23 protein-coding genes are annotated in these 23,257 nt (G+C 54.9%); 8 read left to right on the top strand and 15 right to left on the bottom strand.

Annotated elements, in window-relative coordinates:
* The 3 genes from nqrE to nqrM are packed head-to-tail and all read left to right on the top strand — an operon-like array spanning window position 1 to window position 2,051.
* Window positions 1-597 (top strand): NADH:ubiquinone reductase (Na(+)-transporting) subunit E, encoded by a 597-nt coding sequence (gene nqrE, locus KGA69_RS01360; RefSeq protein WP_015368115.1) that lies wholly within the window; start codon window positions 1-3, stop codon window positions 595-597.
* A gap of 12 nt (window positions 598-609) precedes the next feature.
* Window positions 610-1,833 carry an NADH:ubiquinone reductase (Na(+)-transporting) subunit F gene (nqrF, locus tag KGA69_RS01355; RefSeq protein WP_015368114.1) on the top strand — a complete coding sequence of 408 codons (1,224 nt, stop codon included), beginning with the start codon at window positions 610-612 and terminating at the stop codon, window positions 1,831-1,833.
* A 2-nt stretch (window positions 1,834-1,835) separates the two neighbouring features.
* Window positions 1,836-2,051, top strand: coding sequence for a (Na+)-NQR maturation NqrM (gene nqrM, locus KGA69_RS01350; protein WP_213293126.1), 216 nt, complete (start codon window positions 1,836-1,838; stop codon window positions 2,049-2,051).
* Between the two features lie 55 nt (window positions 2,052-2,106).
* On the opposite strand, the gene KGA69_RS01345 is transcribed toward nqrM, so the two are convergent.
* Window positions 2,107-2,967 (bottom strand): glycerophosphodiester phosphodiesterase family protein, encoded by an 861-nt coding sequence (locus KGA69_RS01345; protein ID WP_063414188.1) that lies wholly within the window; start codon window positions 2,965-2,967, stop codon window positions 2,107-2,109.
* 158 nt (window positions 2,968-3,125) lie between these two features.
* Here KGA69_RS01345 and dinB point away from each other — a divergent pair, with 158 nt between their 5' ends.
* Together dinB and KGA69_RS01335 are read left to right on the top strand one after the other, a co-directional pair.
* Window positions 3,126-4,181, top strand: a complete 1,056-nt coding sequence (dinB, locus tag KGA69_RS01340; protein ID WP_015704475.1) for a DNA polymerase IV — start codon at window positions 3,126-3,128, stop codon at window positions 4,179-4,181.
* A gap of 2 nt (window positions 4,182-4,183) precedes the next feature.
* Window positions 4,184-4,645, top strand: coding sequence for a GNAT family N-acetyltransferase (locus KGA69_RS01335; protein WP_045391137.1), 462 nt, complete (start codon window positions 4,184-4,186; stop codon window positions 4,643-4,645).
* A 303-nt stretch (window positions 4,646-4,948) separates the two neighbouring features.
* Here the strand turns inward: KGA69_RS01335 and pepD are convergent, their stop codons facing one another.
* Window positions 4,949-6,406, bottom strand: coding sequence for a cytosol nonspecific dipeptidase (gene pepD / locus KGA69_RS01330; RefSeq protein WP_015368040.1), 1,458 nt, complete (start codon window positions 6,404-6,406; stop codon window positions 4,949-4,951).
* 257 nt (window positions 6,407-6,663) lie between these two features.
* On the opposite strand from pepD, the gene gpt reads away from it, so the two are divergent.
* The 3 genes from gpt (at window position 6,664) to crl (ending at window position 8,930) form a co-directional block, all read left to right on the top strand.
* Window positions 6,664-7,122: a xanthine phosphoribosyltransferase gene (gpt, locus tag KGA69_RS01325; protein ID WP_002889733.1), complete on the top strand. Its 459-nt coding sequence runs from the start codon at window positions 6,664-6,666 to the stop codon at window positions 7,120-7,122.
* Window positions 7,123-7,229: 107 nt separating this feature from the next.
* Window positions 7,230-8,474 (top strand): esterase FrsA, encoded by a 1,245-nt coding sequence (frsA, locus tag KGA69_RS01320; protein WP_047067962.1) that lies wholly within the window; start codon window positions 7,230-7,232, stop codon window positions 8,472-8,474.
* A 57-nt stretch (window positions 8,475-8,531) separates the two neighbouring features.
* On the top strand, window positions 8,532-8,930 hold the full coding sequence (gene crl / locus KGA69_RS01315) for a sigma factor-binding protein Crl (protein ID WP_045380819.1): 399 nt from the start codon (window positions 8,532-8,534) through the stop codon (window positions 8,928-8,930).
* A gap of 87 nt (window positions 8,931-9,017) precedes the next feature.
* Here the strand turns inward: crl and KGA69_RS01310 are convergent, their stop codons facing one another.
* From KGA69_RS01310 to KGA69_RS01250, 13 genes are all read right to left on the bottom strand, one after another.
* Window positions 9,018-9,539: a serine acetyltransferase gene (locus KGA69_RS01310; RefSeq protein WP_045391132.1), complete on the bottom strand. Its 522-nt coding sequence runs from the start codon at window positions 9,537-9,539 to the stop codon at window positions 9,018-9,020.
* 11 nt (window positions 9,540-9,550) lie between these two features.
* Window positions 9,551-10,966 (bottom strand): DUF4832 domain-containing protein, encoded by a 1,416-nt coding sequence (locus tag KGA69_RS01305; RefSeq protein ID WP_213292753.1) that lies wholly within the window; start codon window positions 10,964-10,966, stop codon window positions 9,551-9,553.
* Between the two features lie 7 nt (window positions 10,967-10,973).
* Window positions 10,974-11,387, bottom strand: coding sequence for a hypothetical protein (locus tag KGA69_RS01300; RefSeq protein WP_015704480.1), 414 nt, complete (start codon window positions 11,385-11,387; stop codon window positions 10,974-10,976).
* Between the two features lie 11 nt (window positions 11,388-11,398).
* Window positions 11,399-12,499, bottom strand: a complete 1,101-nt coding sequence (locus KGA69_RS01295) for a glycosyltransferase family 4 protein (protein WP_049059533.1) — start codon at window positions 12,497-12,499, stop codon at window positions 11,399-11,401.
* The gene (locus KGA69_RS01290; RefSeq protein ID WP_045391124.1) at window positions 12,496-13,710 is read right to left on the bottom strand and encodes a glycosyltransferase family 4 protein; all 1,215 of its coding nucleotides are present in this window, start codon (window positions 13,708-13,710) and stop codon (window positions 12,496-12,498) included. The genes KGA69_RS01295 and KGA69_RS01290 overlap by 4 nt, the downstream gene beginning before the upstream one ends.
* Window positions 13,691-14,716 (bottom strand): glycosyltransferase family 2 protein, encoded by a 1,026-nt coding sequence (locus KGA69_RS01285; RefSeq protein WP_045391122.1) that lies wholly within the window; start codon window positions 14,714-14,716, stop codon window positions 13,691-13,693. Before KGA69_RS01285 ends, KGA69_RS01290 begins: the two co-directional genes overlap by 20 nt.
* A complete protein-coding gene (locus KGA69_RS01280; protein ID WP_213292752.1) occupies window positions 14,709-16,091 on the bottom strand; it encodes a capsular biosynthesis protein in 1,383 nt (460 codons plus the stop codon). Before KGA69_RS01280 ends, KGA69_RS01285 begins: the two co-directional genes overlap by 8 nt.
* Complete coding sequence (locus tag KGA69_RS01275) at window positions 16,082-17,299, bottom strand: lipopolysaccharide biosynthesis protein (RefSeq protein WP_213292751.1); 1,218 nt, start codon at window positions 17,297-17,299, stop codon at window positions 16,082-16,084. The genes KGA69_RS01280 and KGA69_RS01275 overlap by 10 nt, the downstream gene beginning before the upstream one ends.
* A gap of 5 nt (window positions 17,300-17,304) precedes the next feature.
* Window positions 17,305-19,392 (bottom strand): GumC family protein, encoded by a 2,088-nt coding sequence (locus KGA69_RS01270; RefSeq protein ID WP_213292750.1) that lies wholly within the window; start codon window positions 19,390-19,392, stop codon window positions 17,305-17,307.
* A gap of 1 nt (window position 19,393) precedes the next feature.
* Window positions 19,394-19,948, bottom strand: coding sequence for a polysaccharide biosynthesis/export family protein (locus KGA69_RS01265; protein WP_213292749.1), 555 nt, complete (start codon window positions 19,946-19,948; stop codon window positions 19,394-19,396).
* Entirely contained in the window at window positions 19,945-21,231 is a 1,287-nt protein-coding gene (locus KGA69_RS01260; RefSeq protein WP_045391110.1) for an outer membrane beta-barrel protein, read from the bottom strand. The genes KGA69_RS01265 and KGA69_RS01260 overlap by 4 nt, the downstream gene beginning before the upstream one ends.
* The gene (locus KGA69_RS01255) at window positions 21,221-22,624 is read right to left on the bottom strand and encodes an undecaprenyl-phosphate glucose phosphotransferase (RefSeq protein ID WP_047046076.1); all 1,404 of its coding nucleotides are present in this window, start codon (window positions 22,622-22,624) and stop codon (window positions 21,221-21,223) included. Before KGA69_RS01255 ends, KGA69_RS01260 begins: the two co-directional genes overlap by 11 nt.
* A gap of 371 nt (window positions 22,625-22,995) precedes the next feature.
* Window positions 22,996-23,208 carry a YdgH/BhsA/McbA family protein gene (locus KGA69_RS01250; RefSeq protein WP_045391105.1) on the bottom strand — a complete coding sequence of 71 codons (213 nt, stop codon included), beginning with the start codon at window positions 23,206-23,208 and terminating at the stop codon, window positions 22,996-22,998.
* Between the last annotated feature and the right edge of the window lie 49 nt (window positions 23,209-23,257).

Raw genomic sequence — 23,257 nt, 5'->3', positions numbered from 1 at the left:
ATGGCTCATTACATTAGCCTGTTTGTCCGCGCGGTGTTCGTTGAGAACATGGCGCTGGCCTTCTTCCTCGGGATGTGTACCTTCCTCGCGGTGTCGAAAAAGGTCTCCACCGCGTTTGGCCTCGGCGTTGCGGTCACGGTGGTGCTGGGTCTTGCTGTACCGATCAACAACCTGGTCTATAACCTGGTGCTGCGCGACGGCGCATTGATGGAAGGCGTAGACCTCAGCTTCCTTAACTTCATCACCTTTATCGGGGTAATTGCGGCGCTGGTGCAAATACTTGAGATGATCCTCGATAAGTACTTCCCGGCACTCTATAACGCGTTAGGGATCTTCCTGCCGCTTATCGCCGTTAACTGCGCCATTTTCGGCGGCGTGTCGTTTATGGTGCAGCGCGATTACAACTTCCCGGAATCGATTGTTTACGGCTTTGGTTCCGGCATCGGCTGGATGCTGGCGATTGTCGCGATGGCGGGGATCCGCGAAAAAATGAAGTACGCCAACGTGCCCGCCGGTCTGCGCGGGTTAGGGATCACCTTTATCACCACCGGACTGATGGCGCTCGGCTTTATGTCATTCTCCGGTGTGCAGCTATAAGGGCGGAAAAGTATGGAAATTATTCTTGGCGTGGTGATGTTCACGCTGATCGTGCTGGTCCTGTCGGGGCTCATCCTGGTGGCGCGCTCGAAGCTGGTGAACGCGGGCGACGTGGTTATTGAAATCAATAACGAAGCGGATAAACAGATCCGCACGCCGGCGGGTGACAAACTGCTGAACACGCTCTCCAGCAACGGTATCTTCGTCTCTTCCGCCTGCGGCGGCGGCGGCTCCTGCGGCCAGTGCCGGGTGACCATCAAAGAAGGCGGCGGCGATATTCTGCCGACCGAGCTTTCGCATATCACCAAACGCGAAGCCAAAGAAGGGTGCCGCCTGGCCTGCCAGGTGGCGGTGAAGCAGAATATGAAAATTGAGCTGCCGGAAGAGATTTTCGGCGTGAAAAAATGGGAGTGCGAGGTTATCTCTAATGATAACAAAGCGACCTTCATTAAAGAGCTCAAATTACGGGTGCCGGATGGTGAAGCGGTGCCGTTCCGCGCCGGCGGCTATATTCAGATCGAATGCCCGTCGCATAAAGTGGCCTATGCCGACTTTGATATTCCCGATGAATATCGCTCAGACTGGGACAAGTTCAACCTGTTCCGCTATGTCTCTGAGGTGAAAGAGCCGACCCTGCGCGCCTACTCGATGGCTAACTATCCGGAAGAGGAGGGCATCATTATGCTCAACGTGCGTATCGCCACGCCGCCGCCGAAGGTTCCGGATGCGCCGCCGGGGATAATGTCGTCCTATATCTGGTCGCTGAAGCCTGGCGATAAGGTGACGATTTCCGGGCCGTTTGGTGAGTTCTTTGCCAAAGAGACCGACGCCGAGATGGTGTTTATCGGCGGCGGCGCGGGCATGGCGCCGATGCGTTCGCACATCTTTGACCAGCTTAAGCGCCTGCACAGCACGCGTAAAATCAGCTTCTGGTACGGCGCGCGTTCGCTGCGTGAAATGTTCTATGACGATGAGTTTGAACAGCTGGCGCGTGAAAACCCCAATTTTACCTTCCACGTCGCGCTCTCCGATCCGCTGCCGGAAGATAACTGGACCGGGCATACGGGCTTTATCCATAATGTTCTGTATGAAAACTATCTGCGCGACCATCCGGCGCCGGAAGATTGCGAGTTCTATATGTGCGGGCCGCCGGTGATGAACGCCGCGGTGATTAAAATGCTCAAAGACCTGGGCGTCGAAGATGAGAACATCATGCTCGACGACTTTGGAGGCTGATGATGTGGACGGTATTTGTCGCGACCTTTGTGATTTTTGCGCTGGTGATCCTCGGCATGTCCCTGGGCTACCTGGTGAAGCATAAGAGTATTCAAGGCAGCTGCGGCGGGATCTCCTCGCTGGGGCTGGAGAAAGTCTGCGACTGTCCGGAACCGTGCGACGCGCGTAAGAAACGTCTCGCCCGCGAGGCGCAGCGCCAGCAGCAGCGCATTCTCTAATGCGCCGACGGCGCTACGCTTGCGTTTTCAGGCCGCTTTCGCGGCCTTTTTTATCTTACTGCCAGTTTTTCGCCTGCGCCGGAGAGTCCACCATCACGCCGTCGGCGCCCAGTTCTTTCGCCGTACGATAATCTTCCGCGCTATTGATACCGAAGAAAATGATGTGGGCCTGGCCCTGCGAGCGGAAGCAATCCATCGCCTCTTTATCCCAGGTGAGCGTCGCCGGAGAAACGCCTTCACCAAGGGTAAACTTCTCGACTACCTCCACCTTGCGCTTCAGTTCCAGCCCGTACCACTTATCGCCATCGCGCTGGCTGTCTTTCTGACACTGGTGGCTGAGCGAAACGTTTGCAAGCCTGGTTCGGGTTTCGCTGCGGCTAACAAAGCGTGGGATTGGTTGCGGCAGAGCGGCGATATAGCGGTCTTCGGTGGAATAAACGCGCACCCGCTCGAGGCTATGGGTGTTTTTTAACACCTCCAGCAGGCGTTCGCCCATCACCGTTGGATCGGCATCCGGTGATTTTATATCGATGTAGAAGAAGGTCTGCGGCCACTGCTGCAGCACGCTTTGTAAGGTCGGGATCGTGGCCTGCTTGCCGCGCCACGGATGGCTGTCATCGCCCCATTTCCAGCCAGCATCGACTTTCGCCAGCTCGGCGGCGGTTAAGCTTGAGACCTTGCCCTCGGCGTTGGTCAGGGCGGAGAGATCGCTTGAGCGATAGAGCACCGGTACGCCGTCGCGGCTTAGCTGTACCGTGACCCAGATGGCCTGCGCGTGGTTTTCCAGCGCCAGTTTGATGGCCGGTAGGGTATTTTCCGGCGCATCGCCGGTACCGCCGCGGTGGGCAATCAACTGCGGGTTGGCAAAAGCGCTGCCGGTCGCCAGCAGGCAGAGTACCGTGAGTATTTTCTTCATGATTGTATCTTCCTGATTCATTATTTAAATGTATGAAAATAAACGTGATTTGTTTCACTTTTATGTTGTAACAGCTTTTTTGGCGGTTGAATTAAAAAAAGATAAAATTTGCGCGTAGTTTTGCTATGCTGTATGGGTATACAGTGTTGGGCAAGGCGATGCGTAAAATTATCCATGTCGATATGGACTGCTTCTTCGCAGCGGTGGAAATGCGTGACAACCCGGCGTTGCGCGATATCCCCATTGCCATTGGCGGCAGTCGGGTACAGCGTGGCGTGATTAGTACCGCGAACTATCCTGCGCGTAAGTTTGGCGTGCGCAGCGCGATGCCGACGGCGACGGCGCTTAAACTGTGTCCGCACCTCACGCTGCTGCCGGGGCGCTTTGATGCCTACAAAGAAGCCTCGAACCACATCCGCGAAATTTTCTCCCGCTATACCTCGTTAATCGAGCCGCTGTCGCTGGATGAAGCCTACCTTGACGTGAGCGACAGCGTACACTGCCACGGCTCTGCCACGCTGATGGCCCAGGAGATCCGCCAGACCATCGAGCGTGAACTGAATCTCACCGCTTCGGCGGGCGTGGCGCCGGTAAAATTCCTCGCGAAAATTGCCTCAGATATGAACAAGCCGAATGGCCAGTTCGTCATTGCCCCGCACCAGGTGGCGGAATTTGTGCGGTCTCTGCCGCTGGCGAAAATCCCCGGCGTCGGGAAGGTGTCGGCGGCGAAGCTGGAAAATATGGGGCTGCGTACCTGTGGCGACGTGCAGAACAGCGATCTGGCGATGCTGCTTAAACGCTTTGGTAAGTTTGGCCGTATCCTGTGGGAGCGCAGCCACGGCATTGACGAGCGCGAAATCCATAACGATCGTCAGCGCAAATCGGTCGGCGTCGAGCGCACTCTGGCGGAAGATATTCACGAGTGGTCAGACTGCGAAGCGATTATCGAAAATCTCTATCCCGAGCTGGAACGTCGTCTGGCGAAGGTAAAACCGGATCTGCTGATCGCGCGTCAGGGCATTAAACTGAAGTTTAACGATTTTCAGCTCACTACTCAGGAGCACGTCTGGCCGCGGTTAAACAAAGAGGATTTAATCGCGACCGCGCGCAACGCCTGGCTCGAACGTCGGGGCAGCCGCGGCGTGCGGCTAGTGGGGTTACACGTGACGCTGCTCGACCCACAGCTCGAACGACAACTGGTGCTTGGACTATAACGATGTTAACGATCAGGGCGTATTCAGAAGATGATTTTCCGGCGCTGTGCGCCATTTTTTTACGCGCGGTGAGAGAGACCGCCAGCCGGGATTATTCTCCCGCGCAAATTGCCGCCTGGGCGCAGGTTGATGAATCCCGCTGGCGGCAGAAACTTGCCGATTCGCAAGTGCTGGTGGCGGTTATTGATAATCAGCCGGTTGGATTTATCACCGCCGTTAATGATTATATCGACCTTTTATTCGTCTCGCCGGATTATGCCCGTCGTGGAATCGGTCATGCGCTCATCGGCGCGGTCTGCGCCAGCCATCCGGGAAAGGTACTGTCGGTCGATGCGAGCATAACGGCACGATCCAGTTTTCTTCGTCAGGGATTTCGTGTCGTCGCTGAGCAGCGAGTAGAATCGCGTGGAGAGTGGTTCACCAACTATCGAATGGAAAAACGCGGTTCGGGGAAGGCTGAATAGATACTGTTATCGGTTTGCGGCTGTTTTAGCTTGAGAAAAGCTTTCATCTCATAACGCTGAGAGTCTGTTGTGGTCCAGTCGCTGGCAGGGATTTTCCCGGAGGCGGCGCATTGCGCCTTGTCCGGGCTACCAAACTGCACATTACTGTAGCCCCGGTAAGCGGTAGCCCCACCGGGGATTTTGAGGCTGCGTGGTGAACAAATTAACGGTAGGCCGGATAAGGCGTTAGCCACCACCAGACAATACAGGTCATAACCGGGGCCCGGAGGAACAACCGGCGGCATCACGCCGCCGGTGCATGGCTTACTTCGCCGGAATCGCTTTCAGCAGTTCGGTCAGCAGCGTCCAGTACTGGCCGACGCTCTCGATATGAACCTGCTCATCCGGGGAGTGCGGGCCGGTAATGGTTGGGCCGATGGAGACCATGTCCATGTCCGGATACGGTTTTTTGAACAGACCGCATTCCAGACCAGCGTGGATAATCTGGATGTTCGGCGTCTTGTTGAACAGACGCTGATAGGTCTCGCGCACCAGGTGCATAACCGGAGAGTTGGCATCCGGCTGCCAGCCTGGGTAAGCGCCTTTGGCTTCGGTTTTCGCCCCGGCCAGTTTGCCCAGTGAATCCAGCATGCTGACGACATAGTCTTTACCGCTGTCGATCAGCGAGCGAATCAGGCAGTGGATCTGTACGTTGTCGTCGGTCATGGTGACGACGCCGACGTTCAGCGAGGTTTCAACCACGCCTTTGGCGACGTCGGAGTTGCGGATCACGCCGTTCGGCGTCGCGTTCAGCAGGCGCACGAAACCGTCGCGGGAAGCCTGAGTCAGCGCCGCTTTATCGTTCGCGACCGCTTCCAGCAGGACGACCAGATTCTTCTCTTTGGCCGCCAGTTCGTTTTTCAGGATATCCTGGTAAGTATTCACCAGCGCTTTCAGCGCATCCGCTTTGTCCGCGGCGACGGCGACGGTCGCGAAGGCTTCACGCGGGATAGCGTTACGCAGCGTACCGCCGTTGAAATCGACCAGACGCAGATCCAGTTCATCGGCATGGCCCGCCAGGAAGCGCGCCAGCAGCTTGTTAGCGTTGCCCAGGCCGACGTGGATTTCACCGCCGGAGTGGCCGCCTTTTAAGCCTTTCAGGGTCAGTTTAAAGCTCTGGAAACCGGCAGGAATCGCTTCGCGAGTCAGCGCCAGGTTAGAGGTGAAATCGATACCGCCGGCGCAACCCATGTAGATTTCGCCTTCTTCTTCCGAATCGGTATTGATCAGGATATCCGCCTGCAGCCAGTTGGCCTGCAGACCGAACGCGCCATCCATGCCGGCTTCTTCGGTCATGGTCAGCAGCACTTCCAGCGGGCCGTGGGCAACGCTATCGTCGGCCAGCACCGCCAGCGCGGAGGCCATACCGATGCCGTTATCCGCGCCCAGGGTGGTGCCGCGCGCTTTGACCCACTCGCCGTCGATGTACGGCTGGATCGGGTCTTTGGTGAAATCGTGGACGGTATCGTTATTTTTCTGCGGCACCATATCGAGGTGCGCCTGCAGAACCACCGGCTTGCGGTTTTCCATACCGGCGGTCGCGCCTTTACGAATCAGAATGTTGCCAACCTGGTCGCGTTCCGCGTGTAAGCCTTTTTCTTTTGCCCAACCCATGATGTGCTCGGCGAGCTGTTCTTCGTGATAGGACGGGTGCGGGATGGAGCAAATTTTGGCAAAAATATCCCAAAGCGGTTGCGGGGATAATTGAGACAATTCAGACACGATGAGTCTCCTTACAGTCACCTGCAAAAGTCGTTTACAGGTCGAGGGTTAGCAATAAGATTCACTACAAGCTCGGGCTTGCGCGATGTGGTTGAGAATACCACTTTCCGCGCGCTCTGCTAGTGTAAAGCACGCAAAAAGCGTTGCCGGAGGCGCTTAATACTGGTTTTTAGCGCGTCAGGTCTCTATAATCTCGCGCAACCATTTTCCCCCTCGAACAATATTTAAGCCGTTATACACAGGCTGGGACAATTCACATGAGCGAAAAATACGTCGTCACCTGGGACATGTTGCAGATTCACGCCCGCAAACTGGCAAGCCGTCTGCTGCCGGTTGAACAATGGAAAGGCATCATTGCCGTTAGCCGTGGCGGTCTGGTACCGGGAGCTTTACTGGCGCGTGAACTGGGTATTCGTCATGTTGATACCGTATGTATCTCTAGCTACGATCACGACAACCAGCGCGAGCTGAAAGTACTGAAGCGCGCTGAAGGCGATGGCGAAGGTTTCATCGTTATTGATGACCTGGTCGATACCGGCGGCACCGCCGTCGCTATTCGCGAAATGTATCCTAAAGCGCACTTTGTCACCATTTTCGCCAAGCCGGCTGGCCGTCCGCTGGTTGATGATTATGTGGTTGATATCCCGCAGGATACCTGGATTGAACAGCCGTGGGATATGGGCGTCGTCTTCGTCCCGCCAATCGCTGGCCGTTAATTCCCGCCAATAGTGAATAATTACCACGCCCGGTTATGCCGGGCGTGGTTTTTTTTACCCTGACGCAGGTTACAATAGCGAAAGCAGCAACATGATGGAGGCGGCACATGTCACAGGCTAACCTTAGCGAAACGTTGTTTAAACCCCGATTCAAATACCCGGAAACCTCAACGCTGGTCCGTCGGTTTTCCTCCGGCCAGCATCAGGGCATGCAGACCGCTCTGAGCGGTAATCACGTCGATCACTGGTATCGCTTAATCAATCGCCTGATGTGGATCTGGCGCGGCGTTTCGCCGCAGGAGATATGGGATGTCCAGGCGCGCATCGTGATGAGCGATGCCGAGCGCTCCGACCCGGAGCTCTACGATACGGTGATCGGCTATCGCGGCGGCAACTGGGTGTATGAGTGGACTAAACAAGCGATGATGTGGCAGCAAAAAGCGACTCAGGAAGCCGATCCTCTGCAGAGCGGCCGCCACTGGCTGCACGCCTCCAACCTCTATAGCATCGCCGCCTACCCGCATATCAAGGGCGATGGATTAGCCGATCAGGCGCAGACGCTGGCCAATCGCGCCTATGAAGAGGCGGCGCAACGCCTGCCGGGCGAGCTGCGTGAACTGGAGTTCGCTATCCCCGGCGGCGCCCCGGTGACGGGCTTCCTGCATATGCCGAAAGGCGAAGGCCCGTTCCCGACGGTGCTGATGTGCGGCGGTCTGGATTCGCTGCAAACCGATTATTACAGCCTGTATGAGAAGTATTTTGCCCCGCTGGGTATCGCCATGCTGACGCTGGACATGCCGTCCATCGGTTTCTCAACCAAGTGGACGCTGAGCCAGGACACCAGCATGCTGCATCAGTACGTGCTGCAGCATCTGCAGAATGTCCCCTGGGTTGACCATACCCGGGTGGCGGCATTTGGTTTCCGCTTCGGCGCCAATATTGCGGTTCGTCTGGGGTATCTGGAATCGCAGAGACTGAAGGCGGTGGCCTGTCTGGGGCCGGTGGTGCATAACCTGCTGGTGGATCCGCAGCTGATGGCGCGGGTGCCGGAGATGTTCCTCGATGTGCTGGCATCGCGTCTTGGTATGCACGATGCTTCCGACGAAGCGCTGCGTGTCGAACTTAACCGTTATTCATTAAAAACTCAGGGCTTGCTGGGCCGCCGTTGCCCTACGCCGATGCTCTCCGGCTACTGGAAAGACGATCCCTTTAGCCCCGAAGAGGAGTCGCGGTTAATCACCTCGTCTTCGTCGGACGGGAAGCTGCTTGAGGTACCGTTTAAGCCGGTTTACCGTAATTTCGATCACGCATTGCGTCAGATTGCCCGCTGGATCAATCATAGATTTGGTTAATATATTGCTAAATTTTATTGGTTTGGTAAAACAGTTGCATCACTAAAGGAGATCGCAATGACGTTACCGAGTGGACACCTGAAAAGTAAGCTGATTAAAAAATTCACGGCGCTAGGCCCCTATATCCGTGAAGGGCAGTGTGAAGAGAACCGCTTTTTTTTCGACTGCCTGGCAGTTTGCGTCAACGTTAAACCAGCGCCGGAGAAGCGGGAATTCTGGGGCTGGTGGATGGAAATGGAAGCACAGGAATCTCGTTTCACTTATAGCTACCAGTTCGGCCTGTTTGATAAAGAGGGCAACTGGCAAGCGGTCGCCATCGACGATCCTGAGGTTCGCGAAAGACTCGAAAAAACGCTGCGTGAGTTCCACGAGCGCGCCGCGGCGCTGCTGACGACATTCAATCTAAAACTCGAACCGGCTGACGATTTCAGCGAACCGGTTCGCCTGCGCGCGTAAGCTCTGCTTTTGGCATCCGCTTCCTGCTGTGGGAAGCGGATGACCGCCAACGATCATTCTGGTCATCAGGTCACGGCGCTTCAGCCGTTATTCCTGCGCTTCGCGATGAGTTGACAACACCCGGAACGGCTGGCCGACCACTACCTGACCGGCGGCCAGATCTTTCGTCACCACGGTCCCCGCGCCAATTTTAACATTATCACCCAACGTCACCGGGCCGATGACCACCACGTGGGCGCCGAACTCGACGTTATTGCCAATTACCGGGCTTGCCCCTTCGCGGCCTTCGCTATCCGTCAGGCTGCCGATGGTGGCCCCCTGACGCAGGATACAGTTTTCACCGATGACGGTGCCGCGGTTGAGAACAATGCAGTGCGGATGATATAGCTTCAGCCCGTAGCCGATCCGCGTCTGCCAGGGGAGTTCGACGCAAAACAGACACTCGTTAATCAGTTTATTGAGAATAACGAATGGAATGCCGAGCAGCTTGTAAAACGGGTTGCGGCTGCGATACAGCGTCGCGAGGCGATAGAGCAGAATCGCGATTTTCGCCTTCATACTGCCGGTATGTTTGATCTCGCGGCGGACCTGACTGATGGCATTAGGCATGAATTCTCCGTTTACTTAAGGGAAAAGGTGGTCAGTTGATACCAGCCGTCGGCGGTTTTGCCTTGGTTGGCCAGCAGCAGCCGCGGCTTGCCCTGGGCATCGGTGATGGCGGTCTGCAACGCGTAATCGCCGGCGGGCAGCGCGGCGGGTAGCGTCAGAGTGACAGTGCTTTGCATTTCCCCCGGCAGCCAGCGGCGCACGTCATCCTGGGTTTTTACCTGGGTAACCGTGGCGCCGGCGGCGTTGACCACCCGCCATTGTACCGGGTAGAACAGGTAGGCCGGGGCGACGCCATCATTACGCCAGGTAACACTGACCGCTAACGGCTTACCAGCCTTAACCGGCGTTTCGAAGGCGAGTTTGTTGACCCGGAAACGGTAGCCGATTCGCAGTAAGGCTTTATCGACAATATCGCGGTATTCCGTCGGAATCGGTCGCGATTTCAGATTCAGGCTGCTGGCGTGTTGCTGCAGCGCCCAGTCGAAGGTGGCCTGCACCTCTTCACGCGTGTAGTGCTGTACGCTCTGCCATTCGCTCATATAGCCGCAGATCTCAAGGCTGACGGGCGCCCGTTTCCAGCTATCGACAAACCCCGGCGCCGCGGCCTGAGCGGCGGCCAGACGCTGCGGATAATCATCGCGCATATGGCTCCACTCGCTGGAGAAGTTATGCCAGTCGCCCCAGCAGTCCGCCCGCCAGCCCGCGCCGCGGCGGCTGGCCCAGGCCAGCGAATCGCCGCCGCTAATCAGCATGACTTTCGGCGTTTTCGGGAAGCTATCGAAATGCATATCAACATAGCGATTGAGCTGCTCCGGCGTGTACTTCTCCATTAACGGTGGAATCTCGCTAAAGTTGGAGTTGTGCCATTCGCCCCAGGAGCCGACCATGCCGATATCGATAAAGGCCAGTTCCGGATTGCCGTCATAGCGCTGACCGAGGGCATTCAGCAGTTTCTGCGCATAGGCGATAAAAGTTGGATCGCTGAGATCCGGCACGAAGGTTTTGCCGTCGGCGACCCACTGTCCTTTGATCCCTTTGGCGATCAGCCAGTCGGGAATTTTCGATCCCGTTTGCGGATCGTCAAGCGCCATCACCCTCAGGCCGACGTTCATGGCTGGCTGATGGTTGGCGGCGACGCTAAAGGCGTTATCGATCGGGGCGAAATTGTAGACCCCTTCCTGTGGTTCCAGCTCGCTCCAGTAGAAGCGGTCGTACTCAAAACCAGTATCGGGATACTCGGCGCGGGTTGGTTTTTCACCATAGCCATCATGAAAGCTGGCGACGCCGATGCCCGGATTGGTGAGCAGGCCGTCGAAAGGAGGCGGGGTGATGACCGTGGTTTGCGCGCCAACGGACGCTGACGCCAGCGTGCAGGCCAGCAGCAGGGCGCGAAACAGAGGAGCTCTACGCAAAGATGATATCGCCATACTCAATTCACTTTGTCATGTGGTCATGAAGATTAACAAACCACGTCCAGATACCGACGTGGAAATTTTTAAATACATCAATGCCTAATGCTGATTTCAGCATATAGAGCGCCAGCAGGATCGACAGCAGGGCGAATACCACGCCAAGCGTAATCAGCAGAGTCGCGAAGATGCGTCCGAATAGGGTGCTTTCACGCGAAACTTTGCGTAGATCGCGACCAAAAAGAAACACCACAAAATAGCGGCGATGCAGGAACGGAAAGCTGTGGCGAAAATCGATGCGATGGCGTGACGCCAGGTTGGCGCGCACCAGCGCCTGCTCGATTCCCCGTTTCTGCTCCGCGGTTAATGAGGTTTCCACCTCCTGGTCAAGCGCGGCATAAAAGCGCTCGACCACCAGTTCAGCTGTAGATTTCGGCACGAGTAACCTGCTTACGTTAAGCGCTGATAGACTTGCGCAGTTTGCGCGGCAATTTCCGGCCAGCGGTACTTCGGCATAAACTCACCGTAATCCGCTTTTTCTCCTGCGACCCACTGCTGCAGTTTCTGCGTCAGGGCCGGAACGTTGCCGACGGGAAAGTAGTCCGCTGGCGGCAGACCAATTTCAAGGTTGGCCGGAATGTCGCTGACCACCACCGGCAGCGACCACGACATGGCTTCCAGCAGCGCGATTGGTAATCCTTCATGATAAGAGGGCAGCACGAATAGCCCGGCCTGCGAGAACAGCGTATGCAGCGGCGCGCCGCTGATAAAGCCGGTGAGGATGACGTTTGGCGTGGCGGCCGCCTGTTGCTTCAGGCGCTCGCTATATTCATCGGCGTGGTCGGCATCGCCAATGAGCACCAGCGGTACCGAACACCCGGCGGCGGCATAGGCGGCAACGAGATCGTGCAGTCCTTTCTCTTCGACAAAACGGGCCACGGCAACGATATACTGGCCCGGTTTTAAAGCGTATTTATCGAGGATCGCCGCCTGCCGATCCGCGGGCGGCAGTTCGACCTGGCGTACGCCGTTGTAGATAACGTGGGCGTTATATCGTCCATGCTTGTGCTTAATCAGATTATTGATGACCTCGGAAATGACGATCACTTCATTGGCGTATTTCACCGCCCATTTTTCGCCAAGGCGCAGCATCTCTTTGGCCATCCGGCCCCATTTCTGCCGATCGTAATCCGGGCCATGATGGGTAAAGACGACGCGTTTTCCCAGCAGACGCAGCAACGGCACCACCAGGCCGGGGCCAACGGCGTGAACGTGAACCACGTTGGAGCCGTCGAATAAGGTACTGAACGCCGCCAGCGTCGAGTGAATAATAGCCTCGAATTTACGGCTTTTCGGCGCCCACAGGCTCTTGAGTTTAACGCCCTGATATTCGCTGCGGCGGTAGTTCACATACGGCGAGCGGGCGATCACGCAGACTTCCGCACTGCCCTGGCGATAGATTTCCGGGTATAAATTCTGGCAGTGCGTTTCGACGCCGCCCTGCACATCGGGGATCCCGCGAGTGCCTAGAACCGTGACGTTGATGGTCATTTTTTCTCCCCGACAAGTTGCTGATAAAGCGCCTGCAGCACCTGCATGTGGCGGGCGAGATCGTATTTTTCTTCCAGCCGCCGGCGGGCGTTAATTCCCATATTGCGGGCCAGCTCAGGGTCTGCAGCCAGTTTGTCCATCAGTTGCGCCAGCGCGTCGCTATTGCCGGGTTCAACCAGATAGCCGTCGACGCCGTCACGGATCTGTTCCGGGATACCGCCAATATTGCCGCCGATCACCGGGCGGCCAAAAGCCATGGCTTCGAGCACCGACATGGAGCAGTTTTCATAATATTCAGAGGGGACGACTACCGCGCGGGCCCCGCGAATAAGGTTATTCAGCTCCTCGCCGTGTTTCATATAGCCAAGGAACTGCGGGCCGCTGAAACGCGCGCGCAGGTCTGCGCCCAATGGGCCGTCGCCGACAATCTTAAGCGGCATCGCCTCCCGCATTTTTTGCTGCGCCTGCGCCAGCGTCGGTACGCCTTTTTCCCGGCTCAGGCGGCCTATATAGAGAAAATAGTCGCCTGCGGTGTCGCCGGGCACGGTGCTGTCGGCATCGATACCGTTAACGATCACTTCAATGCGGGCGTCGGGCAGCTTACGCAGCAGGGTCTGGCGCATAAACTCGCTCGGGGCGATGATACAGTCGAGCATGGCGTAATTCCTGGCGAACTTCTGCCAGTAGGCTTCCAGCGATAGCAGCAGGCTTTTAAAAGTATCGCCCTGCTGGCAGCGGTGACGAAAGGCGTTGATCACCGACCCGGTGAGACACTCTTCGCAGACATGACCATCTCGCAGCATGGTGTACGAAGGACAGACGATTTTGTAATCGTGGGCGGTGAGCACCGTTTTGCAGCCAAAGCGTTTCGCCACGCCGATAACGGCAGGCGTAAGCTGATGATAGATATTATGAAAATGAACAATATCCGGCCGCTCGCGCAACAAAAGCGTGTTGAGCTTCGCGCAGGCCTCGGCATTATAAATAAAGTCCACCCCGGCTTTGATTTTGCTCATCAGGCCGTGACTGTCGTGATAATCGACGTTATGGACGAAAAATTCCTCCCACGGCGACGGTTTATTTTCCGCGTGCTGCATGCTGAAGTCGACCACCTGGTAGCCGGCTTGCAGCATCGCGTCGCGCTCCTGAAAATAAACGGTTTCCGCGCCGCCTTTGATAAAGAAGAATTTGTTAACGAAGAGAATTTTCATTTTCAGTATCAATATGCTGTGGATTCGAGACGGTCACCGCCGGGCGTTTCATCGGATCGCGCACGGAATTAATCACCCCGCGCAGCAGCCCCGCTGAAAATAGCGATAAGTTAATGGCGCTCTGCACGCCATCGCGCAGCGATTTATTTTTGATGGCCTTCAGAGCGATAAACGCCAGCAGCGGCAGCAGGGCAATGGCGATAACCTTGCCATTGAAGGTCAGCAGGCAGATCAGTAAGACCAGAAGATAGAGGGTGAAGATCAGCTCATTACGTACAATCCGCAGCGCCGCCGGGAAATGGGCTTTACCCCAGCAGTTTCGGAGCAACTCGCCCGGCGCCCACAGGAAACCGTTTTTCCAACGGTAGGCCAGCATTTTAAAGGTCGGCATGGTGTAAGAGGCGTGGCTAAAGTAGGGCGCCGCCAGGCGATGCAGCTTGTAACCTGCGGCCTGTAAACGAATGCCCAGCTCCGCTTCTTCGTAGCCGTGCAGGTTGAGGTTGGTCAAATAGCCGATTTTCTCGATCGCTTCACGACGATACAGGCCGCCGCCGCCCAGATGATCGGTGTCGCCCTGCGGATAGATCAGATGCAGGCGCTGCTTGCGCGATTTGAACTCGTAGTTCGAGGCATCATCCATCTCGACGCTGCCGGCGACTCCGGCGTACTCCGGATGCGTCTCCAGGAATTCGACCGCGGTATCGAGAAAACCCGGCTCCAGCTCCATATCGCCATCCAGCAGCAGCAGATAATCGCCTTCGCTATAGAGCCAGCCCAGCTGGTGGCCGATACCGCAGCAGCGGTCGGCGGCGTTATCCAGGCACACCACCATCGCGCCTTTCGCGATAGCCAGTTCGCGGGTGTTATCCGTTGATAAGCTGTCGGCGACGATGATTTGATGCGGGTACGGTTGCAGCTGTTTGCGCACGCTATCGATGGTTTTTTCGATGCCCTGCGCTTCATTCAGAGTCTTGATGCTGACGGTAATTGATGGCGTTTTATTCATAGTGGGTACCGGAGTTAAGACGGACAGCGCGGTGGATGACAATCAGCGCCCCGAGGGCTAACCATAATAAAAACTGTAGCATGGGAATGATCATCAGGATCTGGCTGTACGGCAGGCTGAGCAGACAGCCGATGACAAAAACGTAGAACGCCGGCGCCGAGCTAAGGAGTTGCAGATCCTCAAGCTTGAGATCGTGGCGCGAAAAGGTCTCTTTCGGCCGCATGGCGACCAGGATGGAGGCGATGGTGCCAATGAACAGAATGATGCCGATAATCCCCACTTCCCACAGCAGCATGCTTAAAGCGGTGGAGTCGAGGATCAGGTGATACCAGGCGCCGATATAGCCCGGCGAGACGGTACTGCCGCTGTTGGTGGCGTTAAGGCCGTAACCAAACAGCATGCCGCCCGGGCCGAACAGTTCGTTATGCTGCAGCCAGAAGAAGAGGGTGGTAAAACGCCCCAGTTCGCCGCTTGGCATAATGTAGTTAGTATCAAAAATATAGCCCAGCGAATCGATAAATACCGATAGCGCGCTTTTGGTCGGGTCGCCGCCGAAGGCTGAGGAATAGTTAGAAGCCAACACGGTAATGGCGACAAAAATTAATAGCGCCATGCCGGCAGCGATGATCAACAGCGATCGCAGGCTAACTTTACTCACGCCACTCACGTAGCCGGGCAGGATCCACAGGAGGGCCAGCAGGAACGGCGACAGCAGAATGACGAATTTTACTTCCCCCACCACGCAGAGGAAGAAACCCAGCGCGATGTGGATCACCAGCGATTTAAATGAGCAGATGCCGTGCTTAAACTCTGACACTTTCATAAGCATGATCAGCAGACAGAACATCCCCATCGCCGCGGTGTTGCCGCCGCCCATCGGGTCGCCGCCGAAAGTGCCGACCACCGAGTCCCATTTCTCATCTTCGCCGCGAAATGCCACCCGTTTAGGCACCACGAAAATCACCTGATAGATAGCGACCGGGATCTGCACATAGTAGATCCAGTAGAAAAGCCGCGTCAGACGGTACAGCTGTGATTCACTAAACATGCCCAACAGCATGCAGAACATCAGTAGCGACAGCGCCAGCTCGTTTTTAAAGCCGACGATGGCGGTGACGACCCCTGACTGTAGTACCGTTGAGACCAGCCCGAGTACGATAAAGGTCAGATACAGCGCCAGTATTAGCTTTTCCCGCCCGGTGAGCGCCAGCGGCTGCGGGTGGCTCTGCATCAGGAGCAGCACCGCCATCACCAGCACCAGAAAAAATGGCAGCCACAGCACGGCCGCGATACCGGTGAAATACTGGACCGTACCGCAGAACACCAGCGTCATCAGGGCATAGGCTTCGAGATAGCGGCCGGTGTTTAGCTGCATATTTTCTGCTCCTGCAGCGAAAGCGTTTTCGCCCGCTGATTCATTTTGAGCAAAATGAATAAGTAACGCGCGAAGGTCAGGAACGAGAAGGCCAGCAGGGCGATTTCATAACTGACGCCAAAGTACGGTAAGGCGATGAAGGCGATGACGATAATCAGCAACTGCTCAATCTGAATACGCAAAAAGTAGCGCCGGGAGCCGAAGATCAGTTCGATCACCGTCAGCGGGCTGACCGCCAGCGCGGCGAACAGATAAGGCAGCATGTAGCGCGAGGTGGGGATCGAATTCAGCCACTCCTCGCTAAAGCCCAGGCGCATCACCAGCGGATAGAAAATCCAGATACCAAGGATGCACACCGCGGCGGCGCCTAGCAGCAGCAGGCGAACTTTTTTATATTCCGGATAGTTAAAGGTGCGGTTACGAAAATCCATCGACCATTTAGAAAAGATGGAGTTGCGCACGGCGTTACCGATAATCATCACCGGCGACAGGCAGAAACGGCTGACCACCGAAAAGTAGCCGGCGACCAGCGGCGAGAACCAGATGTTAATCAGCATCGTCGGCAGGTTATTACTGGCCATCGCCAGCACCTCGGCGCTGCCGACGCGGCTAATATGCTGCCAGTGCTCGCGTAAAAAACGCAGATTCGTGGCAATCGAAAAGTGGCGCAGCGTTAAGCTTTTGAAGTTAAACAGGCGAATCAGGCAGGCGATCAATAGCAGCAGGATCCCGACCATCCACGCCAGATAAAACAGCGTTGGGTTGGGCATTACCAGCAGCGCAATGGCCACTACCAGCGACACCGCAATGCGCTGGAAAGTCAGGAAAGGATAGTTGCCGCCGCGCAGGGAAAGGTTTTCCGCCACCAGCACCAGCGCATAGCCAAAAGTCAGCAAATAGAGAAACGCAATGTTAAGTTCGAAGATAAGCCCGGTAATGACCGCCCAGGGGAGGGCCATCACCAGGCTCTGCAGCAGGCAGAACACCACGTTTTGCCCAAGCTCGTGATCCTCCTGACGGGGGATTAGCAACTGCGAGGCAAAGGTACAAACCTGCGCGCCGATCAGCACATTGCTGTAGATCATCGCGTAATGGCCGACCTCGGCCATACCGTAGCGATGAGAGATAAGCCAGACCGAAAAGGCGCCGATCAGCTGCGAAAGCACCGATGAACTGGCGATGGATGAAATACTCTTAATCAGATTCATAGGCGCTATTTCGGAGCAATGAGTTCGCGCATCTGGCGCTCAAGCAGGCGTTTACCTTCCTGCGTTTCCAGATGTTCTTCGCGCACCTGGTTGAGCACGTTTGCCACCCGGCTATTGCCCGCGCTCTGCAGACGTTGTTCCGCTTTACGGATCCGCGGAGCCAGCTCGCCGGCCTTCACCACCAGCAGAGTCATATCGCTTTGTGCCGCCAGCAGCAAACTATCCTGCGCCTGATTGAGCGCCGGAGCGTCAATGATTAGCGTATCGTAAGTCTGATGCAACGTTGCCAGCAGCGCCGGCAGGCGTTCAGAGGTGAGTAACAGCAGCGAAGAGTCGCTGAGTTTGCCGCGAGGCATAAAGTCCAGCCGATCATCCAGTTTGACGACGGACTGCTCCGGCATGCACTCGCCGTTCAGCAATTGGCTGAAGCCCTGTTTATGTTGCGGAAACTTCGCCGATAATCCCTGAGTGGCCAGGTAGTCGAGGTCAATCAGCAGCGTTTTACGCGATTTGCTGGCTGAGCAGGCCAGCAGTTCGGCAATAAACGAACTGCCGGAACGGGATTGCACCGAAGTCACCAGGATGGTGGCGGGTTTATCGCGCTGATTGAGCAACGCCAGCCGTAGGCTGTGGATCATATCGGCGTAGAGCACGTTATGGAAAATCTGCTGCGCGTTTTCCGGATGCGCCAGGAGCGGAAATTCGCCACTGGCATCGAGGGCGGTTTTCGCTTTGAGCTCGCTGAGGCTATTCACCGTTTTATCCAGCGCGGTACTGACGATCAGGTACATGATATACAGCGCCAGCGCCATCAGGGTAATCATCACGATCAACAGGCCGCGCTGGGGTTTAGACGGGCGGTCCGGCGGCACGGCGGCGTCGTAAATGACTTCATCCGCTACCGAGAAGGTCTCCGATAATTTCTGCTCGTTAGCGCGCTGGTACAGCGACTTATAAAGCTCTTCGGTTTTATTCAGCGCGGTGGTCATGGTGTTGTACTGGTCGCGCTTGGCGCCGAGCGCCTGGAAATCAGCCTTCTGATCGTTGAGCATTTTTTGGTAGTGCTGCTCATCGTCGAGGGCAATTTGATACTGCTGGCGCAGGCCGTTAAACAGCTCGCCCAGCACCTGGCCAAGCTGGGCATTGACCGCCTGCAGCTGCGCCTGAGCCTGCAGATATTTCGGATGCTGCGGGCCGTAGTGTTTGGCCGCTTCGGAAAGATTGCGCCGCGTCTGGATGAGCGCAATGCGTAAATCCTGCACCTGCGGATGGCCAGAGATTTCCGGCAGCGAGATAATCTGTTCTACCGGTTTACCCTGCTGACGACGGACCTTGTCCCATACCGTCTGCGCTTTCAGACGACGCTGGGTGGCGTCGGCCAGATGGTTAATCACAATCCCCAGCCGCTCGGTCTCATAACCATCCATGCTGCGGAAGGTTAGTAATCCGTTCTGCTTGAGGAAGTTATCGATGTCCGCCTTCTGCTGATCCATTTTGGTTTTCAGGTCGTCCATCATTTTTTCGTTCCAGCCCTGCGCCTGAAGCAAGGTATTTTGCTTCTGCTGCAGGCTGTAATCGATGAAGGCCTGGGCGACGCCGTTGGCGATATCGGCGGCTTTCTGCGGTGATTTCGCTTCCATCGATACGGCAACCAGCTGGGTGGTGCGCACGCCGGAAATGGTCAGGTTTTTTTGCAGCGCCTGAATGGCATTATTGATGCGCGCGGCTTCATCAAGATTATCGCCGCCGTTAAATTCGCTATCTTGCTCCAGCTTTAATTTACGCACCGCGGCATCGAGCACTACTCGTGACCCCATTAACGCATACTTGGTCTCGTAGTAATCGCTGCGCGTGGAATCGTAGTTTTCCAGCCGCGGCAGAGGAGAGACGTCCTGCGACTGCGCTTTGAACAGCACGGTAGCGGTCGCCGTGTAGCTGGAAGACATAAAGCGCGTCAGAATAAATGACGCCACGGCGGCGACAATCACCACCGCCAGGCACCAGATAAGCTTGTGCTTAATTTTGTTGAAATAAGGCGTGAAGTCGATAAAGCCTTCTTTCTTTTTCGCGTTTTCGACCAGTGAAATTGCCATATCAGAAGAAACTCATGCCAATAATGATGGTATCTCCTGCCTGCACGGAGGAGTCGGCGGCGACATTTTCCAGCAGCCTTCCGCCGCGGGCCTGTCGAATTTGAATATCATGACGGTCGGCACGGTCGGTAAAACCGCCGGCCAGGGCGATGGCTTTTTCCGCCGTTAAACCCGGCTCCCAGGCATATCCATCCGGTTTTTTCACTTCACCGAGCAGATAAACTTTGCGGTATTCGGCGATGCTCACCGTGACCATCGGCGCCTGTAGGTAGTTACCGCGCAGTTTATCGGCGATTTCATTACTCACCTGTTCTGGCGTTTTGCCTTTTAACAGCAGCGATCCGATATAGGGGTAATCAATGCTGCCGCTATTATCGATTTTTATCCGCATCGTCAGATCCTGCTCCCCGGAGACCGCAATATTCACTTCATCGCCCTGGTCCAAAAGGTAGACGGCGTCCGGCGGAGTTTTAATGGTCTGCGGCGGCGTCGAACAGCCTGCCAGCAGTAGCGCCAGCAGCGGAAGCATCGCCAGGGTCCTGTTTAAAAAGGTCATAGTTGTACCTGCGTCATAAAAATAATGGCCGAATCGTCGTAGCCCAGGGTGCGGTCAACCGCATGCGAGTAGTCCGGGCCAATATAAAAAGTGTCCGTATCTTTATTTGAGTGCATGGTGTTCCATTGCAGCTTCAGCTTAAAGTTAACCGATGGTCGGAAATCATAGTTAAAGGTCAGCGACAGCAGATTGGACTTATCTTTGCGCTTATTACTCTGATGCTTATAGTCTTCGGTAATATATGAATAATCGACCAGAGTTGAGAAACGATCCACCAGCCAGTGATGCTCATAGCCGACGCCGAAATTCGACACCAGGATATAGCCGCCGGAGTCGGTGGGGTCTTTGATGCGCTGGGAGCTGTGTAGATTAACTTTCATTTGCTCCAGCGGTTTCCAGTCGGCGTTGATATCCCAGTTCAGGCCGTTAAAACCCTGCGAGTCCGGGTTATGGATAAAGTCTTTGTAGAGCCAGGCGACGTTACCGTTAATCTCCGTTTTACCCGACAGGCGATTCTTCATGCCGACTAGCAGATAATACTCATTGCTGTCTTTTAACGGGTTCAGCTCGTAGCGGCGCTGGTTGGTGATAAAGCTATAGCGATAGCGCAGCGTTTTGGCTTTCTGGTCGAACAGTTCGGCTACCAGGCTGTTTTCATGCCACTCCTGATCGTGCATGTAATAGTTAAAGTCATCGCTGGCGTCTTTGATGCTGTCGAGGTTGCGAAAGCGCAATTGTTTATGCAGTAGCGCGACTTCAACTTTACCGCGGCCTTCCGGCGCGCCGTAGCTGTAACGCAGCTCGCTGTTAAAGAAGCGGGTGCCGATCGGCTTGTTGATGCCAAACTCTTTAAACTGCTCGGGCAAAAAGCCTTCGGTGGTGTCGCGGCCGCGCTCTTCATGACCCAGCGTCTCATCGAGATCCAGCGACAGCCCGTGCATGCTGCCAAATCGCCATTTGCCGTTAAACATAAAAAAATGGTTGTTGCGATTATCCGCGCTATCGTTGCCATAGTTGCGGTAATCGCCGGAATACATCAACAGGTAGCGGTCTTCATAACGTTCGCCGATGGCTTTGACGATAGGTTTAATATTCTGGTAGCTGGAACCGATTTTATTTTGGTCGTAGCGCTGCCAGGTCACGTTGTCATCGTAACCGATGTCATAACCCAACTGGCTCTCGAAATCGATGCCGGCAACCCCGGTATGCGGTTTTGCCTGCAGGTCGGCGTGTGCGTAAGGCACAGACAGCAAACCGGCCAGAACGGCGAACCTAGAACGCATTTTTGCCAACAAAGCCCCGGAAGAAAGTCAAAAAGACGATTTTGAGATCGAGGAACAGCGACCACGACTGGATGTAGGCCAGATCGTACTGAATTCGCTTCTCCATCTTGTCCAGCGTGTCGGTCTCGCCGCGGAAGCCGTTAATCTGCGCAAGCCCCGTGATCCCTGGTTTAACCTTATGGCGAATCATGTAGTTCTCCACCAGCACGCGATACTGCTCGTTATGCGCCACCGCGTGCGGGCGCGGGCCGACGATCGACATCCGCCCCTGAAGCACGTTGAAAAACTGCGGCAGTTCATCCAGTGAGGTTTTACGCAAAAAAGCGCCGAATTTGGTGATGCGCGGATCGTTGCGGGTCGCCTGAGTGACCACGGCGCTATTTTCCATGACCCGCATGGTCCTGAATTTCCACACTTCTATTTGCTTGCCGTTGAGGCCATAACGATTCTGTTTAAATAAAATTGGCCCCGGCGAGGTGAGCTTGATACCAATCGCCACGAACAGCATCGCCGGCAGGCTAATTAAGGTAAAGAAAGAGCCGAGAATGATATCTTCGATACGCTTGATGATCGCCCCTTCGCCATCAAAAGGCGAAGTGAAGATACTGATAGTCTGCAGATTGCCGAACATGCGCAGCTGGGAAATATGCGAGCTGTAAGAGAATAGATCCGGTACCAGGAATACATCGACTGTCGTATCAGAGAATTCATTTAGAAACTGCTTAATACGCTGCTGTGCAACCATGGGGAGCGCGATATAAATTTCATCAACGCCGCCTGTCTTCGCCAGGGCCAGCAGATCGCGCGAGTTACCTTTTCTTTCAATACTCATCAACCGGCTATCGCGATGGTTGTTGCGGTCTTCAAAATAGCTGATGATGATACCGCGCTGTGAGTACTCTTTTTGTAAAGCCTGCTCGATGGCCAGGCCCGCGGGCGTAATACCAAGAATCGCCACCCGTAACACCGAGTTAAACAGATAATGGGCAGTGATTGCCCGCACCACGAAGACAATCAGAAATATAAATATTGAGCATTTCGCCAGACTGACGGCCAGCGGGATAAAATTAACCACTGGTTGCGTGTTAATTAACCACTCGGCAACGACGAAAAATAAAAATGAAACAATACTGCTTAGGCATACGCTTAATATGAGCGCGGCTGATTTTGCGAAATAGTGGCCTTTAAATTGCCCGGAGTACAATTGAAAATACTCATTAATTCTTATGAATACTAATGAATAGATAATTCCAACGAGCGCGGAAGCGGTAGAGGGTTCGGTGTAAAAATACTTTAAATAGATGAAAATCAAAATGTTGACGGTAAGGAAGTCCAGTAGTTTTATCAACTTGCTATAACGGGAGTGATAAATTTTTATATTGTTATCTGCCATTTTTTGCTCGTTTAAAATGAGTTATTTAAACATCGTTATGCTATTGTTTTTAACTAACTGGAAAGCCTGATAATCATTCACATTTGCAATAAATGGTTATCAATCATCATTGTAGACTATGAGTTGAGTAGTGTCGACAAATCTCAGTTTAAAAATAAAACTGCTTTTTAATGTTCTTTATGAGACTTATTTAAGTGGCAGAGAAAAGTATTACTACCGAAGTATTATGTGTTGTTGAGCGTAAAAGCAGAGAGAAATGCAGGGTGTAGGGTTAATTGCAGGTGAAACAATCGAAAGTGGGAGAGTGAGAATTCTTAGCCCCCGGCCAACTCAAAATGCTGAGTCGCCGGGGCTCTGAAGGGGACCCGACTTTACTTGTACAGTTCCGCGCTCATCGTCACCTTATTCCCCATATGGGCACTGGTGATTTTATAATCAGTCGCATTTAGCTCTTTCGCTTTTTTGGCAATCACCGCTTCAGCGGAGTCAAGCGTATTACCGGTCGCAGTGACGCTATGTGCGGAAGCAGTAAAGGCAAAAAGTGAAAGTGCGGCTGCGGAAAAAAGAGTCGATACGGTTTTCATGTTCATAATCCTGGTAAGTTGTTTCGTTAACGTTGCCCGTTGCAACGTG

The sequence above is a fragment of the Klebsiella sp. A52 genome (assembly GCF_018388785.1).
In the GTDB taxonomy this organism is placed as follows: Bacteria; Pseudomonadota; Gammaproteobacteria; order Enterobacterales; family Enterobacteriaceae; genus Klebsiella; species Klebsiella aerogenes.
The sequence above is the reverse complement of the archived record's forward strand: the minus strand, read 5'-3'. Positions and strand labels throughout refer to the sequence as shown.